Raw genomic sequence first — 16237 nt, 5'->3', positions numbered from 1 at the left:
GACGTGCCAGCCCGCGTATCACGTAGGCGGAGTCCGGTCGGCGGGCAGGGTTTTGCCCAGGACTGTGACGACCGGGCTCCCGGTGCGGCCGCCGACCGCCTGCACCGCCCGCCCACCCCCGTGCCCCGTGGCCACAAGCTGCGGCAGGTACGTGAACCGCTCGGCGCTCCCGACCACCATGTGCCGCCCGGCACGGTCAACCGGTCGGCCGATGGGAGGCCGGAGCAGGACGCGGCGTGCTGCCGACGTCGACCGGCCCGGGCAGCAGCAGGGTGAGAGCGGCTCGCAGTTCTGCCTGCAGGTCGAGCACCTCCTCCAGCGTCAGGGCCCTGCGCCCGGAGCGGGGGCGGGAGGGAGCCAACCGTTCTCCCACCCGGGCGCCGGGGAGCCGATCGGGCCGGTCGAGCTCTCACGCAGGCTCTGGGTCACCAGCGCCGCCGGAACGCAGTCGGTGAACCGGCTGGTGTCCGAGGGCCACATGACCTGCGGCCCCCACCCCGACGACAGGCGCCGCCAGGTCCTGGACGTGACCGCGAGCGGCTTCGGCCACGTCATGGGCGAGCTGGCCCCGCTTCTCGGCCTCGTCTTCGGCGCAGCCGACGGCCTCACCGAAGCCGAACGGGCCGGCGCCGAGCGCTACCTGCAGAACGTCGCCTCGGCCTACCGGCACTACCTCGAACAGGACGCCAGCAGCGAAGGAAGTCCCGGGCCCGGCACATAGAGACGCCGGACCGCGACGGCTGCCGCCACCGAACACTCACGGCGCAGTCGCCCGCCCAGGGCACCTGCACTCAGCCGGCCTCGGCTCCGGACCGGCGGTCGGACCACGCGCTACGGTGGTCCCCCGCCTCAGCCGGGGCGTTCTCGTACTGCGCGAGGGCCAGACCCAGGCCGAAGAACGTTGGTGCCCACTCACCGATGAAGATGCCCCACCGGTCGGCCCGTTCGACCCCGGCGTGCTCTGCCTTCATCGACGCGATCCAGCTCACGAAGGACAGACCCACCGAGCCGAACGCGGCCGCGTAGGCGTGCTCACTGGTGATGCCAGCATCGTGAAGCTTGCGGACGATGAGCATGGCCATCACTCCCTCCACTCCGTAGCAGTGTTCCCGGGCTCAGCCTGCCTGCAGCCACGCGCCAACCGGCACTCGCATCGCTTGCGCACCGCATGAGCCCGCGCAGCGGGCCCCGGCCCACACGGCAGCCGGGTCGCGCAAAGTGCCGCCCGCACCGCCGGCCCCGGTCCCGGACGGACGCAGCGCCCGGGCGCGGGACGACCGAGGCGGCACGGGGAACAATCGGCCCCCGCCCAGCCGCAGCGGGGGCGTCACCGCGCCGCGGCACCCGTGCGCGCGACGCCTGCCATCAGGCACATCAGCCGCCCGGCGGCAAACTGCGGGCCCGCGGCGAGGACCTCGGCGCGCCTGCTCGCGTGCGCGCCCCTCGGGCCCGCCAACAGGCCCCCGACAGCGGCGCCCATGGAGTCGACCTCGAGGGTGTTGGGGTCCAAGCAGGCGCCCAGCCCTGCCCGCTCCAGGTCGTGGGCGATGGCGAACTGGTCGCTGGAGAACGGCAGGACGGCCATCGGCACCCCCGCCGTCAGACACTCGGTGAACGAGTTGTTGCCGCCGTGGTGCACCATCACCGAAGCGTGCCCCAGGAGTTCCTGCTGGGGAACAGCCTCGGCGACGCACAGACGATCGGGAGGCGCCGCCGCGAGCCGTGGATCGTGCACGAGGTCCTCGATGCGGTTCCCCGCCGCCACGATCACCGACGCCTGCGTGCGCTCGAGCACCGCTTCGGTGACCGTGCGCAGGACGTCGTCGCGGGCCGAAAGGAACGTACCGAAAGCGATCAGTACCAACGGTCGCCCGCCCGAGGTCAGCCGGGCAACCGTAGCCCGCCAGAACTCGTCGAGCCCCGACGCGGCGGGCCGGGCTGTGCAGTGCCCGGTGTAGATCGCTGCGGGGCCCTCGGGCGCGGCCGGGAGCCAGGGGAACTCAGGGTAGTTGAAGACCACCGCGTGCGGTGAGCACAGGGCGAAGGCCCGCTCCGGAACGGGGACTTCGACCGCTTGCCGATGGACGACCCGTCGGAACGCCTCGGTGAACGCCAAGTCGTTGACGGCTGCGGCGGTGCGCAGCCGGGCGAGGGCGTGCGGATCGGGCCGAACCGTGTCGGGCCAGGCATAGGGCAGTCCGAAGAACGCGTCCGGTCCGGTCGGGATGTAGCTGGGGTGACCCGGACAGAAGGTGGCGTAGGGCAGTCCCAGGCAGTGCATGGCCAGTGTCACCGGATAGCTGAGCTGGTCCACCAAGTACCAGTCGGGCCGCGCGCTGTCGTCGAGGGCGCTGATCTCCGACAGGATCCGGTCCGGGTCGGGGAGCATGTCGGCCCGCCGATGGCGCGCCTGGGTGAGCAGAGCCGCGACCGCGCCGTCGCGTGTGGCTTCCAGGAACTCCCGCAGGCGTTCGGCTTCGTCGTTGGCCTGGGCCGTTCGCTCCGCGATGCCGTGGTTGGCGTTGCGGGTGACGGTCAGCGGGGCGAATCCGAGACGGTGTCGCTCGGCCAAGTCGGCGAAGGCCGGAGCGCAGGCCAGTGTGACATCGGCCCCCGCGTCGCGCAGGGCAGCGCCCAGGATGCTCAGAGGTGCGGCGTGCGAGCGGAACGGCGGGCTGATGACAACGACTCGGGGCACGGAAATCCTCCGCAACTGACATGTTCCAGTGCGCGGCCGGCAGCCGGGAGCGGCTGTCCTTTCGATGATGCCACGCATCCCCCTGGGTCCCCGGCTCGGGAAACCGTGCCCCTGCAGATCCGGTCCGGCGGTCGGCTCCGAACCCGTCCTTGGCAACGCAGCCGACGAAAGGGCTACCACGATGCCAGCCGACACCTTCGGTCTGTCCCACGAACACCGCGCCAGGGCGTCCCAGGCGGACGTGGTCGCGCGGTGGCGCCACCACTGGTGGAACCCCTCGGCGCCCGCTCCCGCGGGCGATGACCTCCTGTCGCTCCTGGCCAGGGCCGAATACGGCCGCGGATCCGACCGCCACGGCGCGGGCAAGCTCCCCCCGGACGACCTGCTGGCGGCTGACCTTCGCAGAGCCGCCCGCTCCGGCGCCCCTTGGCCTCCCCTCGCCCTGGTGACCGCGGCCCAAGGCACACCGATGCTGCGGAGCAGCCTCGCCGAAGCATGGGCGGAAACCGTCACTGCTGGGTCCCGCGCGCACGCCCGCTCCGCCCTCAGGAGCCGGCTCCTGACCACCGTCAACGCAGCGGAGACCGCGTGCCTGCTCGACCTCGCGGAGGCGCACGGCCAGCGGCCGCTGACCGCCGCCGAGTGCGCACCCCACGCACGCAGCGCCCACAGCGTGCAGCGCCACGCGGCCCTGCGCTACCTGTCCGGCATTCCCGGCGGCCCTGCGGTGCTTCCCCCACGGCCGATCCGCCCATCGGACCCCTACGAGCGGCTTCTCCTGTCGGCGGCGTGGGAGCGGGCCGAGCCCGGCGGGCTGCTCGGCGCCGACTTCCGTCGGGCCGTCGACGGCCTGCCGGCGCGGCCCGCCCGGGGGATGGTGGTGGCCCAGTCCATGATGCTCGGTCAGCTGGACGAGCCCGGCACGGGCCTCAGCGGCGGCATGAGCGTCCTGGTCGCCGGCCTCGGCGACGCCATGGCGGCGACCAGTCAGGTCTCACGGGTCCTCACCTTGGTCCTCACCGACTCCCGCGGCCTACGCAGGGGCCGGCCGCTGGTCGAACTCCTCGGTTCCGAACACTGGGCCTTGAGGATTCCGGTGCCCGGCAGCGATCCGGTAGGCCCCGCCACCGCACTCGCCCTGCGGCCGGCCATCGCCTGGTGGGCGACACGCCTGCTGGCCCTTCCCGGCGCGGCACCGGACGTGGTGCACGCACGTTACGCCGACGACTGCTCGCTGGCCGTGGCGGACGCCGCACGCCGCAGCGGCTCACGTTTCGTGTTCACGGCCACACCGGATCCGCACCGCACCATGGCGGAACGGCACCGGGGAGTGCCGCGCACCTCGCAGGGCGAACCGGCATCGGCACTGCGCCTGGACCTCCACCGGATCTTCGTGGGCGACCGCCTCGTGGCCCGCTCCGACCTGCTGGTCACCATCCCTAGCGGCACCGGCTCCTCGGACCTGTCCGTCCACTTCCCCCAACTCGCCGACGCGCGGGCCACGCGCCGCATCGCCTCTCCGCCGGAGGGAATCCCCCCGTTCACCCCGGGCTCCGACGACGATCACATCAGCGCCGCGCTCCTGGAACGACTGTTCCAGGGCGGGGAGCGCCCCGACGGCATCGACCCCGTGGCACGCGGGATGCGCCTGTTCCTCAGCGTCGGCCGCCTGCACCCCGTCAAGCAGCAGGACCGTCTGGTGGAGTCCTGGCTCGAGTCGGGCCTGCACCACTCGACGGCGATGCTCCTGATCGGCGGATCGGCGGCCGGTGCCACACCCGTCGAGAAGGAGATGCGATCCAAGATCACCAAGCTTCTCGCCGGCCGGCCGGAAGCCCGCCGACACATCGCACTCTGGCCCGCTCTGCCCAACCGCCAGGTCAGAATCCTCGAACGCGCGCTCGCCAGCGGCCGCGAAACCGGCCGTGTCTTGTACGTGTGCCCCAGTGCCAAGGAGGAGTTCGGCCTCGCGCTGCTCGAAGCGATGGACTCGGGGCTCGTCGCCGCCGGACCGCGCCGAGGAGGCGTCCCGCACTACATCCGCGACGGGGCCAACGGGTTCCTGCTCCCTACAGAGTCCACCTCGGCCCTCGCGAAGGGACTGCTCGCGCTTGCCGAGCATTCCGACGGCGAGCTCGCTCGGATCGCAGCCAAGGGTCGCACGAGTGTGGCCGCCCGGTTCTCCGCGTCGGCCATGGCTGAGTCTCTCGCCGCCGAATACGCGCAACTCGCGGCTCTGTGACGCGACGTGGCGGCCGGCAGGCGGCTGGCTCGCTGAGCAGATCCGCGGCCACGCAGCCGGTGCCGGGTCTCGGCCGCCCGGCACCGGGCACTGCTTCGCGCGGCGTGCCGCGGGAACGAGGCGCGCGGGTACGGCGGCGCGCTCCTGACACAGGATCACGGATCGGCAGCATCCCCGCGCCACGTCCGATTCTCGACCACCGTCGTGGCGGCCCCGGCCCGCTACCCTGCGTGACCTCCGGGGACCGGTGCCGAAGCAGGCGCGCGCCTACCTGCCGAGGACCGTGCAGTTCCTGCTGCCACAGAGCCTCGCAGAGCAGGTCGAGACCCTGGCGCAGGTGGCGTCGGTAGGTTCCGTACGGGAGGCCGAGGCGGCGGTCGGCGACCTACTGGGCGCTGCCCTCCAGTTGGCCGACTGCGGCAGGGCCCGCGGTCAGGCCGGCTGCCCCGGAGCCGAACGGCCCAGCCAGCGACAGACGGCCCACACGGCCGCCGCGAGGGCGAAGCCGTAGGCGGACACCAACCCGTGGCCGTTCTCCTGGGCGAACCACATCGCGAGGCCGAGGGCGGGGACGCCGGCCGCCAAGGCGATCTCCTTGGGGAGGCGGGTGCGGGTGAGGAAGGCGAGCGCGAGGGTGGCGCCGAGGAAGTAGGTGGCGCCGGAGCTGCCGGCGAAGTTGCGAGGGTCGGTGCTGGGGCCGTCGCCAAGGCCGAGCAGGCTGTCGAGGCGACTCGGCAGCAGGACGCCGACGAGGAAGAAGCCGACGGTGAGCGGACCGCCCCAGTACCAGTGGGCGAGCGCGGCGACGGCTGCGAGGGTGACCAGGTTCCACAGCCCGCCGAGGAGGCCGCCGTTCTGCATGAACACCGAGGTGAACTCGCGCCACCAGCCGGACCTGGCGGGGTCCGCGTCAAGCACGTCCATCGCACCTGACCAGACGAGCTGGAGGAGGACGCCGATGACGGCGAGTGCGGCCAGGGTGACCGCCGCCCACGGGAGCGGCCTTCCGCGCAGGGTGTCGCGGCCGACCACCCCGAGCCCGCAGTTGACCATCATGACCATCAGCGCCGCTGTGGTCACGTTGAAGACGATCGCCCCCATGCCTGTCTCTCCCCCGATCGCGGCGCTTTCCAACGCCGTTCGAAAACTTGACGACGCAAAGCTAGCACGGCTTTCGAACAGTGTTTGAAGTAGCTGTACGGTGAGGTTCATGAAGCTCACCAAGGACCGCATCGTCGACGCGGGCATGGCCGTCTTCGCCGAGGTCGGCTACCACAACCTCTCCATGCGCCAGGTTGCCGACCGCCTCGACGCCCACGCGGGCAGCCTCTACTACCACGTCCGCGGCAAGGATGAGTTGCTCGCGCTGATGGCCGACCGCGTCTGCCGACGGGCGTACGACGCCGGCACCGACGCAATGGCATCCCTCCCGGCCGCCGCCACCTGGCAGGACCGCGTCCACGCCCAGGCGACCGCACTGCGCCTGAGCGTCAAACAGCACCCCGGCGGTGCCCAACTCCTGGCCGAGAGCCCCGGCACGCTCAGCACCGGCGCTCTCCTGCTGATGGAACGGCTGCTGCGCACCCTCCTCGACGCCGGTCTGTCCGCCGACCACTGCGGCATCGCCGCCGACACCCTGCTCAGCCACGTCACCGGATTCGTCCTGCAGGAGCAGAACCAGCCGACGGCGCCGCCGCCCGTCACTGGCGAACTCCATGCCGAGCTCTGCGAGCAATTCCCGCTGATCATGGGACCGTTGCTGCCGCGCCTGAGCCAGGACGAGAAGTTCACCCGGAGCGTCCGCCTGCTCTGCACCGGGTTCGCGGCCCTCGCCGGATGAGGGGCACCCGGATCGGGACGGCTCCGTTCGGCGCGCCCCCGCCGGCCACCACGGCTCTGTCCGCCTGACGGGAGACGGGGCCCAGGATACGCCGAGGTCCATCTCGGGAAAGCCTCATCGATCGGCAACCGGCAGAGCCGTCATGGTGTCTTCAGCTCTGACGACGCACGGCCGGTCCCCGCAGGGGCGGCCCCGCCGTCCTGGCGTTCCGCGGGATCCATGCGTTGTCTGTCCTCTCGTTCGTCGCTATGCGGCCATCACTCTGATGGATGGCCTGTTGTCGGTGCTGTCGGATGATGCGTTCGAACTCAGCAGGCGGGAGTCCGCCGGTTCGGGTGTACCTGCGCCTGGTGCTGTAGAAGTCGGCGATCCAGGTGGAGATCTTGATGCGTGCCCCGGTCCGGGTGGCGAACCGGTGCCGGTGGACGTAATCAACCTTGAGCTACGAGTTGAAGGCCTCCGCGGCGGCGTCGCCGAAGCACGAGCCGACCAGCCCCATCCGCCCCATGGACCGGACGACGCCGAGCCGGGCACACAGATCCTGGTAGGCGGCGGACGCGAAGGATCACGCCGTCCACGTTGCCGCCCCGGGTTGCGGCGCCATCTTCAAGGACGCACAAACCAGGGCGGCGTAGTGCCGCTCGCCCATCGCGTAGCCCGGCCAGCCGCGGGAGAGTAGATCGATGACCGTGGCGAGGTAGGGCTTCCCTCGCCGGTGTCGATCGCGGTCATGTCACCGCACCACAGCACGTCGGGCGATACCGCGTCGAAGTGCTGGCCCACCAAGTCACGGGCGGCCTTCCGCTTTGCCCTGCCGGGTCAGTGAACTGCGCTTCTTCGGCTCGCGGCCGTACCAGCCGTTCTCGGCCGTGATCTCGGCGACGGTGTTCACGGACACCCGCCAGCCCTCGGCCGGCCAACAGGTCAATCCTGCTGCTCCTGGTCGAGCCCAGTCCACTCGGCCCAGTGATCCATCAGTGGTCTGCAGATAGGAGGAGTTCTGCAAGCAGGCCGCCGCCGGGTGCGGGGGCGAGCCGGGCGGTTCCGCCGTGGAGTTCGGCGACCCATTTGACGATGGCGAGGCCGGTTCCGGTGCCGCTGCTGGTGGTTCCGGTGACACGGCATTCGAAGACCCGCTCCCGGTCCTCGGCGGGGACGCCGGGGCCGTGGTCTCGTACGGTGATGCGGCCGGGGGTGACGCTCACGTCGACCGGGGTTCCGCCGCCGTGCCGGAGCGCGTTCTCGACGAGGTTGCGGACGGCTTGGGCGAGCAGTTCGGGGTCGCCGTTGACGACGGCGGGCTCGGTGGCGACGGTGACACCGGTGCTGTCCGGCAGTTCCTCGACGGTCTGTTCGACCAGCTGGTCGAGTCGCAGGGGGGTGAGCTCGATCTCTTGGGTGCCGGCCTCGACGCGGGCCCGGGCCAGGAGCCCGGTGACCAGCCTGCCCAGGCGGTCGACGAGGCGGAGGGCCTCGTCGAGGGCGGCGGGCGCTCGGGTGAGGGAGGTGCTGCCGCTCTCGACCACCAGGCGCAGGGTGGCAAGCGGGGTACGGAGCTCGTGCGCGGCTTCGGCGAGGAACTGTTCCTGCTGGTCGAGTCCGCGCAGCGCGGGTCGCATGGCCCGTCCGGACAGGAGGTGCCCGATGGCGGCGGCGGCCAGCACCAGGGCGGCGCAGCCCAGTGCGAGCCGGCGGACGAGGCGGTCGTGGGCGGCCTGGCTCTCGGCGGGGTCGGCTCCGACCAGGACGGCGGCGCCGATCCGGTCGCCGTCCCAGACAGGGGCGGCGGCCCAATGGATCTCCCGCCCGCTGGCCTCCAAGGAAACGAGGACGGTCTCCTGGTCATGCTCGACCTGCTGCCAGATCTCGTCCATCCCGGCCTGGTCGGGAAGAGCGGCGCGCGCGGTAGGTGCCTGACGGATCTGGGGCCGACCGGGCACGGATGCCTGGATGACGGCGAGCCGCTCCGCACTCAGGGCCAGCTCGTCCTCCGCCAGGGCGTCGAGGTGAAGGACGCCCGCGTCGTAGTAGACGGTGCGGGCGAGACCGTCGGCCCGCCGGCTGACGCCGTTGTCGAGATCGTTCGTGCGGGACCGGGCGTCCGTGCGCGAAGCCAGGACGGCAAGGACCAGCAGGCACAGGGCGGTCGTGGCGGCGAAGAGCAGGGTCGTCGCCCACCGGACCCGGTTCAGGCGTGCGACGGCGGGACTGGACGGCATCACAGATCAGCGGCAGGGTCGGCGAGCCGGTAGCCGACACCGCGTACGGTCGAGATGAGCTCGGGTGGGCCCAGTTTGCGGCGCAGCTGGCCTATCAGGACGTCGACGACGTTGGAGAGCGGTTCGGTCTGCTCGTCCCAGCAGCGTTCGATGAGGTCGGTGCGGGTGACCACCTCCCCGGCGCGCAGCATCAGGACCTCCAGGACCGAGAACTCCTTCGCGGTGAGGGTGAGCAGCACACCGTCGCGCCGGACCCTGCGGCGTGGCAGGTCCAGCTCCAGGCCTCCGAAGCGCAGTTCCGGCAGCCGTGCGGGCTGACCGCGGCGGCACAGGGTGCGTACTCGGGCGCTGAGTTCGGCGAGGGCGAAGGGCTTGACGAGGTAGTCGTCCGCGCCGTGCTCGAACCCGGCCACGCGGTCGCTGACCGCGTCGAGGGCGGTGAGCAGCAGGACCGGCAGGGTGGAGCCGGCCTTGCGCTGGGCGGCCAGGAGCGTGAGGGCGTCCCCGTCGGGCAGGCTGCGGTCGGCGACCATGCAGTCGTACGTGTTGACCGCGAGTTTGAAGTCGGCGTCGGCGAGGTCGGTGGCGAAGTCGACGGCGAAGCCTGCCTCGCGCAGGCCGCGGATGATCACGGGGCCGAGTTCAAGGTCGTCCTCGACGACAAGTACACGCATGGCGGGCGAGCTTACTGGGTCGAAAACCACACGAACGCCGGGGTGGTCATGATTGGGGCGTTATGCCCTGCCGTCGAGCTGAGACAGTGACCATCTCGCGCAGTCGGTGCCGCGCCTGCCTCATGTTCGCCTCATGAAGCCGCTGGCAGTCTGCGGGCATGGCAAAGATCCGTATTCGTAAGCGCATCATCGGCATGACCGCTGCCGGCCTGGCAGCCACCGTTGTCGCGGTCTACTGCGTCCAGTCCGCGCAGGGCGCGGACTCGCTGGCTGCGGGTGCTCCGCGGGCGGTAGTGCGCGTCGACCAGGTCGGCTACACGCCCGACGAGGCCAAGCAGGCCTACCTCATGACCTCCGTCTCCGTGTCCAAGGCGTCCTTCCGGGTCCTCGACGCCTCCGGGAAGGAGGTCCTGAAAGGCGAGGTCGGCTCGTCCACCGGGGGATGGAACAGCAAGTACAAGGCCGTCCACACCCTTGACCTGTCTCCTCTGGCCGAGCCCGGCGACTACCGCGTCGAGGTGTCCGGACCCGTCACCGCAGTCTCCCCGACGTTCCGCATCGCCGCGGCGGACGATCTCTTCGGCAAGCTCATCCAGGACAACGTCCGCTTCTTCCAGGCCCAGCGCGACGGCGCCGACGTGGTCCCCACGGAACTGCGCCGCAAGCCGTCCCACTTGGCGGACGGCCAGGCCACGGTCTACGACACCCCCGCCTACGCTGACGACGAGAGCGTGCTGACCGCTCCCCTCAAGCGCGTCGCCGGCCCGATCGACGCCTCGGGTGGCTGGAATGACGCCGGGGACTTCCTCAAGTTCACCCACACCGCCTCCTACTCCACCGCGAGTCTCCTGCTCGCGCACCGCACCACCCCCGTCGGCGGGCAGGAGCTCGCCGCCGAGGCACGCCACGGCCTGGACTGGCTCGACAAGATGTGGGACGACAGGTCGCGTACCCTCTACGTCCAGGTCGGGCTCGGCAAGGGCGACACCGCCGACGGCAGCGGCAAGATCCGCTCCGACCACGATGTGTGGCGCCTACCGGAGGCCGACGACGCCCTCGACGTGAAGCCCGGGGACCCGGACTACCTGATCAAGCACCGGCCGGTCTTCCGTGCGGCACCGCCCGGCAAGCCGATCAGCCCCAACCTCGCCGGGCGCGTCGCCGCGACCTTCGCCCTGGCCGCCCAGCTCGACGCCGCCGAGGACCCCGAGCGGGCCCGCGAGGAACTCGAGAAGGCCGCACACATCTACGCCCTCGCCGACACCAACCCCGGCGAACAGCTGGTCACCGCCTTCCCGCACGGCTTCTACCCCGAGGCCTCCTGGCAGGACGACATGGAGTTCGGCGCCGCCGAGCTCGCCCTCGCCGCCAAGGCCCTGGGGGACGGGCGCGCGGCCGGCTGGACCGGGCAGGCCGGACACTGGGCCAAGCAGTACATCACCTCGGACAGCCTCGGCACGCTCGGGCTGGGCGATGTCAGCGCCCTCGCCCACGCCGACCTCGCCCACCTGCTCGCCGACGGCACGACCCACACGGAAGTGACACGCGAGCAGCTCGCCGCCGACCTCAAGCGCCAGCTCGACGACGGCAGCGCCCGCGCGGCCCGCGACCCTTTCAGGGCCGGCGCCGTCTACACCGACTTCGACTCCGTGCCCCACACCTTGGGCCTGGCCGCCACCGCCCAGCTCTACCACCAGGTCACCGGCGACTCCCGCTACGCCGCGTTCGCCACCCAGCAGCGCAACTGGGCCCTGGGGGCCAACGCGTGGGGCTCCTCCTTCGTCATCGGCGCCGGAACCACCTTCCCGCGCTGCCCCGAACACCAGGCCGCCAACCTCGCCGGCGACCTCAACGGGGACGGCGACATCCTCCTCGGCGGCGTCGTCAACGGCCCCAACGCGGCAGACAAGCTCAAGGATCTCAACGCCTTCCCCACCATGCGCGCCTGCCCGGCCAACCAGGGCAACCCCTTCACCGCCTTCGACGGTCGTGGCGGCGGCTTCATGGACCATGTCGGCGCCTGGCAGACAGTCGAATCCGCGGACGACTTCACCGCCACCGCCCTACTCGCCTTCACCTTCGCCGCCGCACCCCAGGACACCAACACCAAGCCGAGCTGACCGGTATTGGGTGGCTGCGGGACTGTGGGCGAGTTCGGAACGCTGACCCAACGTCCACAGGCCGGGCGTCCTCGCAAGTGCGGCCCCCGGTCCACCACCCCCAGGTACAGGGACATCCGCCGATGCCGGCGACTCCCCCCGACCGAGGCGCCGTCGCACTCTCCTGCGGGCCCGCCCCGCACTCCCTCCGCGCCGCCGCGAGCTGGCCAGCGGACGACCCGAGCAGCTGGCCGTGGTGCGGGTTTACTTCGGCGGCGAGACGTGCGTGCAACTCGGCGAGGAACTCGGTGTTCCGGCCTCGACCATGCGCAGCAGGCTGTACTACGGAGTGCGTTCCCTGCGACTGGTGCTGGAGGAGAACGGATGGTTGGCGCCATGAGTCCGGCCTGTCGGGAGATCCGGCCGGTGCTGGCCGAGTGCCTGATGCTGGGGGTTGCGTCGCCGGAGGCCGCGACTCGGCATCTGGACGGCTGCCGGGAGTGCCGCCGGGAGGCATCCGAAATCCGGGACGTCGTTCGAACGCTGCGACGGGCCTCGCCCGGCAACTGGTCGCCTGCCCGGTCCAGCAGCCCACTCGAAGTGCCGCGCCCGCCTGATCTCGGCGACAAGGGCCACCTGGGCATCGCCGAGACAGCTCGCGTCCGCGTCCGCCGCCGTCACCGCCTGCTGCTGGGACCGGCTGTCGTGGCAGCAGCGGCGGTGATCACCACCGCGGTCTGGCTCGGGCGGTGGCCGACGGAACCAAAGCATGATGTCGCCGTGACCCGAGAGGGGCAGATGGTCTCGCACGGATGGGGGACCGAAATTCCCGTGGTACTGACCGGTCTGAATCCCGGTCGGACCTACCGTGTGATGACCGCCGACGCCGCTGGGAACCGCGCCCCGGGCGGCGGCGTGCGTATCTCCGAGGGCGAGACCGTGCACATGAGGATCACGACGGCCCTACCACGCCAGGCCGTAACGGTGGTACTCGTGGAGGACGAGAGCGGCCGGGAGATGGCGCGAATGTCCGTTTCCCCGGCTTCCTGATGACCCCAGCAGCGGACCGTGTCGGACTTCCGGTGAGGTCTGCGCCGACCCCTGTATGTGGCTCGATCCGAAAGACTCCCAGCCCGCCGAACAACCTGCCAACCTATGCGACCAAAGATCAGATTCGCCAACTCCACTGGACGTAAGCACCGTTGCTCGATACCGGCGCGCGCCCGAAGCCGCTCCAATCTCTCGTGCCGCGCCCTATGGGCGCCGATCAGGTCGCGATCCAGGCATAGGACGCCTTCGGGGTGCGACGCTGCGTCTCGAAGTCGACATAGACCAGGCCGAATCTCTGACTGAACCCTTCAGCCCGTCGGACGGGGTGTCATCGTACCGACCGGGCGATCGCTCCTGCCGACGTCGCACCGCCTCTCGGGAGTCATACCCACCGGGGCTGAACGGGCCCGTCGCGTTCAGCGCCGCCTCGGTGCTCCGCGCGGAATTCCGGGCCAACCACCGTGCGCGTGGATGCCCCTGAGAAACGAGCAACTCCGCACCCTTGTCCACGGCGAAGTGCTCCGGACACGCGTGTCAGAGACAGCCCTGCACGAACACCGCAGTACGCCAAGGTCAGGCCGGAACAGTTGGGTTGCGACCTCCGGAAGGTGTTCCAGGTGCTCCGGGTCCAGCCGGCTCGCACGCCGGGGAATGCCCAGGTCGTAGGCGTCGGTGGCTGCGCGACAGGTGCCGGGCAAGGGCGTGGGTTCCGGTCGGGCGTCGCCCTCCCCCGAGGGGCGCCGGCTCAGACGGGCCGTCCACGGGATCGCCCCGCCCGAGGGAGGGTTCCGGGCGGGCGTGGGGGCCCGGTGACCGGGGGGGGTGTCAGTGGTCGGCGGAGGCGAGACCGCGGGCTTCGAGGATGGGGCGCAGGGCCCGGACGGCGTAGAAGCTGCGGGACTTGACGGTGCCGACGGGGACGCCGAGGACGGCGGCGGCCTCGGCCATCGAGCGGTCCTTCATGTGGAGTTCGACCAGGACGTCGCGGTGGCGGGGCGAGAGTTCGGCGAGCACGACGGCCATGTCGCGGGCGTCCAGCACCTCCTCGTAGGGGTCGTGGGCGCCGGCGTGGCCCTCGGGGGTCTCCCCCGCGACCTCCTGCGGGCGGGCGGACTGCATCCGGAAGTGGTCGATGGCGATCCGGCGGGCCACCGTGAACAGCCACGGGCGGCTGTGCTCGGGGCCGCGGCGGATCGCGTCCGGGTTCTGCCAGGCGCGCAGCAGGGTCTCCTGGACGATGTCCTCGGCCTTGCCCCGGTCGCCGTTGGTGGCGCGCAGCATGGCGCGCAGCAGGTAGCCGCCGTGCAGGCGGTACAGCTCGGCCAGGGTCTGCTGGTCGAGGGTGGCACGTCGCGGCGCGTGGGCGGCGCCGAGGGCGTCCGCGGTGGGTGCGGTCCCCGGGGTGGTGTCCGGGGTGGTGTCCGGTCGTGCGGCTGTCGCTCCGCCGGTCGGCCCGGTGGTGGGGAGGGTGTCCTTCAGGTGAGCAGTAACGTCGATGGCCACAGCGGTAGAGCCCTTCACAACAATCGTCTGCATCGGGCCAGCCGCCTGCATGGCCCACCGTCTTCTGCCGCCCACCGTCGCGGGCCGCCCCAACGTCGCGCCAACGTCGCGCCAACGCGGGTGCCGGCGGGGACGGAGGCACCGGCCCGGGGCGGCGGCGCTGCGGGTCGGCTGCGGCGCTGCCGGGCGTGCGTTTACGCGGGGTTGCGGGGGCGGGTGTCGGCGATGTCCTGCGGGAGGAGGAGGCTCAGTTCGGAGACGTCGGCGAAGTCGAGGCGGCCGAGGCGGCGGGCCTGGCGGGTGATCATGCCTTCGAGGGTCTGGCGGGCGTAGCGGCCGTTGCCGAAGGTGCGGTCACGGGGGACGGCGGCGAAGTGGTGGGCGAGGGCGGCGACGGTCTCGGGGGCGCAGGTGTACCCGGCCTGGTCGGCGTGGCGGCCGACGATGGTGACGAGTTCCTCGTCGGTGTAGTGGCCGAACTCGATCTGCCGGGAGAAGCGGGAGGCGAGGCCGGGGTTGGAGGCGAGGAAGTGCTGCATCTCGTCCTCGTATCCGGCGACGATGACCACGACCTCGTCGCGGTGGTCCTCCATCAGCTTCATCAGGGTGTCGACGGCCTCCTGGCCGAAATCGTTGCCGCCGCCGTTGCGCGGGGTGAGGGTGTACGCCTCGTCGATGAACAGGACGCCGCCGCGGGCCCGATCGAAGGCCTCCTTGGTGAGCTGGGCGGTGTGGCCGATGTAGCGGCCGACCAGGTCGGCGCGGGCGGTCTCGACCAGCTGGCCGGTGGGAAGCACGCCGAGTTCGGCCAGGAGTTGGCCGTAGAGCCTGGCGACGGTGGTCTTGCCGGTGCCGGGCGGGCCGGCGAGGACCAGGTGGTGGCCGATCCTGGCGGTGGGCAGACCGGCCTCCTCGCGGCGGCGGGTCTGCCGGAGCAGGTCGACCAGGTCCTCGACCTGTTCCTTGGCGGCGGGGAGGCCGACCATCGCGCGGAGTTCGGCGAGCAGCTCGGTGCCGTCCTTGCGGGCGGCGGGGTCGGGTCCGGCGGGGGTGACGTCCTCGGCGAGCAGCCGGGCCAGGTCCTCGTCGGAGATCTCGGGGCAGGCGGCGAGGCGGGTGGCCTGCCGGTCCACCATCTCCTCGAAGACCTTCCGGGCGGCCCGGCCGTTACCGAAGTCCTCGCCCTTGGGGAGCCGTTCGAAGAGGGTGCGCAGGGCCTCCCGGGTGTCGTCGGCGAGGGTGTAGCCGTGGTTCGCGGCGGCGCGTTCGACGATGGTGACGAGTTCCTCGTCGGAGTAGTTGGCGAACTCGACGGTGCGGCTGAACCGGGAGGCGAGGCCGGGGTTGGAGGCCAGGAAGTCGGTCATCTCGGTGGAGTAGCCGGCCACGATGACGACGATCTCCTCACGGTGGTCCTCCATCAGCTTGACCAGGGTGTCGATCGCCTCCCGGCCGAAGTCGGGGCCGCTGCCGCCGGAGCCGGCCGAGAGGGTGTATGCCTCGTCGATGAACAGGACGCCGCCGAGCGCGGAGCGGAACACCTCGGTGGTCTTCAGGGCGGTGCCGCCGATGATGGAGGCGACCAGGTCCGCGCGGGCGGTCTCGACCAGCTGGCCGCCGGCCAGCACGCCGAGTTCGGCCAGGATGCTGCCGTAGAGCCTGGCGACGGTGGTCTTGCCGGTGCCCGGCGGCCCGGCGAAGACCAGATGACGGCTCATCGGGAGAGCGGGCATGCCGGCGAGTTCGCGGCGCCGGGCCAGCTTGTTGAGGTTGACCAGCGTGGCGACCTGCTCCTTGACCTCGGCCAGGCCGACCAGCGACTCCAGCACCTCCAGCGGGCCGGGCGGGGCGGCGGGCGGGGCGGGCGCGGCCGGCTCGGCGGGGGCGGCGGTCGGGTCGCCAGGGGCGGGGG

The 16237-nt window shown here is 71.6% G+C and carries 13 protein-coding genes and 1 pseudogene; 5 read left to right on the top strand and 9 right to left on the bottom strand.

Annotation, left to right across the window (positions count from 1 at the left end; all coding sequences use genetic code 11):
• The first annotated feature begins 211 nt into the window (after window positions 1-211).
• Complete coding sequence (locus tag AA75_RS50805) at window positions 212-721, top strand: MarR family winged helix-turn-helix transcriptional regulator (RefSeq protein WP_149038014.1); 510 nt, start codon at window positions 212-214, stop codon at window positions 719-721.
• 70 nt (window positions 722-791) lie between these two features.
• On the opposite strand, the gene AA75_RS08165 is transcribed toward AA75_RS50805, so the two are convergent.
• Both AA75_RS08165 and AA75_RS08160 read right to left on the bottom strand, forming a co-directional pair.
• Window positions 792-1076, bottom strand: coding sequence for a hypothetical protein (locus tag AA75_RS08165; RefSeq protein WP_149038018.1), 285 nt, complete (start codon window positions 1074-1076; stop codon window positions 792-794).
• 251 nt (window positions 1077-1327) lie between these two features.
• A complete protein-coding gene (locus tag AA75_RS08160) occupies window positions 1328-2776 on the bottom strand; it encodes a glycosyltransferase (RefSeq protein ID WP_233288962.1) in 1449 nt (482 codons plus the stop codon).
• A gap of 103 nt (window positions 2777-2879) precedes the next feature.
• Here AA75_RS08160 and AA75_RS08155 point away from each other — a divergent pair, with 103 nt between their 5' ends.
• Window positions 2880-4940 carry a glycosyltransferase gene (locus tag AA75_RS08155; RefSeq protein ID WP_051812001.1) on the top strand — a complete coding sequence of 687 codons (2061 nt, stop codon included), beginning with the start codon at window positions 2880-2882 and terminating at the stop codon, window positions 4938-4940.
• A 432-nt stretch (window positions 4941-5372) separates the two neighbouring features.
• Here AA75_RS08155 and AA75_RS08150 read toward each other — a convergent pair whose 3' ends face one another.
• Window positions 5373-6041 (bottom strand): hypothetical protein, encoded by a 669-nt coding sequence (locus AA75_RS08150; protein ID WP_051812000.1) that lies wholly within the window; start codon window positions 6039-6041, stop codon window positions 5373-5375.
• 109 nt (window positions 6042-6150) lie between these two features.
• Between AA75_RS08150 and AA75_RS08145 the strand changes: the two genes are divergently transcribed.
• Window positions 6151-6780 carry a TetR/AcrR family transcriptional regulator gene (locus AA75_RS08145; RefSeq protein WP_033819143.1) on the top strand — a complete coding sequence of 210 codons (630 nt, stop codon included), beginning with the start codon at window positions 6151-6153 and terminating at the stop codon, window positions 6778-6780.
• A gap of 787 nt (window positions 6781-7567) precedes the next feature.
• Here the strand turns inward: AA75_RS08145 and AA75_RS49125 are convergent.
• Genes AA75_RS49125 through AA75_RS08135 form a run of 3 tightly spaced genes read right to left on the bottom strand, consistent with a single transcriptional unit; the run spans window position 7568 to window position 9673 of the window.
• Complete coding sequence (locus AA75_RS49125; RefSeq protein WP_158515460.1) at window positions 7568-7708, bottom strand: hypothetical protein; 141 nt, start codon at window positions 7706-7708, stop codon at window positions 7568-7570.
• Window positions 7709-7754: 46 nt separating this feature from the next.
• A complete protein-coding gene (locus AA75_RS08140; RefSeq protein WP_051811999.1) occupies window positions 7755-8999 on the bottom strand; it encodes a cell wall metabolism sensor histidine kinase WalK in 1245 nt (414 codons plus the stop codon).
• Complete coding sequence (locus AA75_RS08135) at window positions 8999-9673, bottom strand: response regulator transcription factor (protein ID WP_033819142.1); 675 nt, start codon at window positions 9671-9673, stop codon at window positions 8999-9001. The genes AA75_RS08140 and AA75_RS08135 overlap by 1 nt, the downstream gene beginning before the upstream one ends.
• 158 nt (window positions 9674-9831) lie before the next feature.
• On the opposite strand from AA75_RS08135, the gene AA75_RS08130 reads away from it, so the two are divergent.
• Window positions 9832-11793: a glycoside hydrolase family 9 protein gene (locus tag AA75_RS08130; protein WP_033819141.1), complete on the top strand. Its 1962-nt coding sequence runs from the start codon at window positions 9832-9834 to the stop codon at window positions 11791-11793.
• 363 nt (window positions 11794-12156) lie between these two features.
• On the top strand, window positions 12157-12822 hold the full coding sequence (locus AA75_RS08125) for a hypothetical protein (RefSeq protein ID WP_033819140.1): 666 nt from the start codon (window positions 12157-12159) through the stop codon (window positions 12820-12822).
• A 217-nt stretch (window positions 12823-13039) separates the two neighbouring features.
• Here AA75_RS08125 and AA75_RS47150 read toward each other — a convergent pair.
• From AA75_RS47150 to AA75_RS08115, 3 genes and pseudogenes are all read right to left on the bottom strand, one after another.
• A pseudogene (locus AA75_RS47150) lies at window positions 13040-13135 on the bottom strand (family 1 glycosylhydrolase); the annotation flags it as partial.
• A gap of 512 nt (window positions 13136-13647) precedes the next feature.
• A complete protein-coding gene (locus AA75_RS08120) occupies window positions 13648-14325 on the bottom strand; it encodes a sigma-70 family RNA polymerase sigma factor (protein WP_033819139.1) in 678 nt (225 codons plus the stop codon).
• A 194-nt stretch (window positions 14326-14519) separates the two neighbouring features.
• Window positions 14520-16237, bottom strand: a 1718-nt coding sequence (locus AA75_RS08115; RefSeq protein ID WP_149038012.1) for an AAA family ATPase, incomplete at its 5' end; no start/stop codon positions are given.

Source organism: Kitasatospora sp. MBT63 (genome assembly GCF_000710465.2).
Classification (GTDB): Bacteria; Actinomycetota; Actinomycetes; order Streptomycetales; family Streptomycetaceae; genus Kitasatospora.
This window is presented reverse-complemented; position numbering and strand designations above follow the sequence as displayed.

Excerpts from the sequence above, each read along its gene's own strand:
- AA75_RS50805 (WP_149038014.1), top strand. The coding sequence starts at position 212 with ATGGGAGGCCGGAGCAGGACGCGGCGTGCTGCCGACGTCGACCGGCCC.
- AA75_RS08165 (WP_149038018.1), bottom strand. The coding sequence starts at position 1,076 with ATGCTCATCGTCCGCAAGCTTCACGATGCTGGCATCACCAGTGAGCAC.
- AA75_RS08160 (WP_233288962.1), bottom strand. The coding sequence starts at position 2,776 with ATGCGTGGCATCATCGAAAGGACAGCCGCTCCCGGCTGCCGGCCGCGC.
- AA75_RS08155 (WP_051812001.1), top strand. The coding sequence starts at position 2,880 with ATGCCAGCCGACACCTTCGGTCTGTCCCACGAACACCGCGCCAGGGCG.
- AA75_RS08150 (WP_051812000.1), bottom strand. The coding sequence starts at position 6,041 with ATGGGGGCGATCGTCTTCAACGTGACCACAGCGGCGCTGATGGTCATG.
- AA75_RS08145 (WP_033819143.1), top strand. The coding sequence starts at position 6,151 with ATGAAGCTCACCAAGGACCGCATCGTCGACGCGGGCATGGCCGTCTTC.
- AA75_RS08140 (WP_051811999.1), bottom strand. The coding sequence starts at position 8,999 with ATGCCGTCCAGTCCCGCCGTCGCACGCCTGAACCGGGTCCGGTGGGCG.
- AA75_RS08135 (WP_033819142.1), bottom strand. The coding sequence starts at position 9,673 with ATGCGTGTACTTGTCGTCGAGGACGACCTTGAACTCGGCCCCGTGATC.
- AA75_RS08130 (WP_033819141.1), top strand. The coding sequence starts at position 9,832 with ATGGCAAAGATCCGTATTCGTAAGCGCATCATCGGCATGACCGCTGCC.
- AA75_RS08125 (WP_033819140.1), top strand. The coding sequence starts at position 12,157 with ATGGTTGGCGCCATGAGTCCGGCCTGTCGGGAGATCCGGCCGGTGCTG.